At 64.8% G+C, this 690-nt stretch carries 2 protein-coding genes; both read right to left on the reverse strand.

Annotation, left to right across the window (positions count from 1 at the left end; translation table 11 throughout):
- Positions 1-489: PhnE/PtxC family ABC transporter permease (locus tag BZK31_RS27350; RefSeq protein ID WP_425273306.1), on the reverse strand; the 489-nt coding region annotated here is incomplete at its 3' end.
- Positions 486-690: PhnE/PtxC family ABC transporter permease (locus BZK31_RS27355; RefSeq protein WP_425273307.1), on the reverse strand; the 205-nt coding region annotated here is incomplete at its 5' end. The genes BZK31_RS27350 and BZK31_RS27355, both read right to left, overlap by 4 nt.

The following is a 690-nucleotide window of genomic DNA, read 5'->3' on the forward strand; positions in this document are numbered from 1 at the left end:
GCGAATCGCGGCGGCAGGTTCGGGGGTGGTGTTCTCCAGCGCTTCGGCAAACAGTCGGCCGAGCACGCCGGTGGTGTGCAAGGCCAGCGCCAGCGTGCCTGCGTTCGGCCCGAGCCCTGCGGCCAGCACCATCAACACCGCCCACACCAGTTCGGGAATGGCGCGTAGCGCATTGAGCAGCAGCCGGCTCAGGCTGCGCAACGGCCAGCCCAAACGACCGGCAGCGGGCAGGGCCAGTAACAATCCGCCAATCACCGACAACAGCGTGCCGAGTGCGGACATCGACAGGGTTTCCAGCGCGCCCTTGCCGATGGCCTGTAAATGAGCGGCACTGAGGTCCGGGCTCATGAAGCGAAAGGCATAGCGGCCCATTTGCGCCAGATTTTCCGGGCTGCCCAGGCTGAGCAGGTCCATGCCCAGGTACACGAACGAGCCGACCACCGCCGCGATGATCGCGATCAGCAGCAGGATATTGCCTGCGCGCCTCATGTGAACCTCCCGCGCAACAGGCGGCTCAATTGATCGGCCAGCAGCACCAGCACTAGAAAGGTCAGCAGCATGCTCGCCACTTCGGCGCCGGCAAACATGCGCATCGACAAGTCGATCTGCTGACCCAGACCACCCGCGCCGACAAAACCCATCACCACCGATGCCCGCACTGCGCATTCCCAGCGGTACACCGTGTACGAG

The sequence above is a fragment of the Pseudomonas floridensis genome, from assembly GCF_002087235.1.
GTDB classification, from domain to species: Bacteria; Pseudomonadota; Gammaproteobacteria; order Pseudomonadales; family Pseudomonadaceae; genus Aquipseudomonas; species Aquipseudomonas floridensis.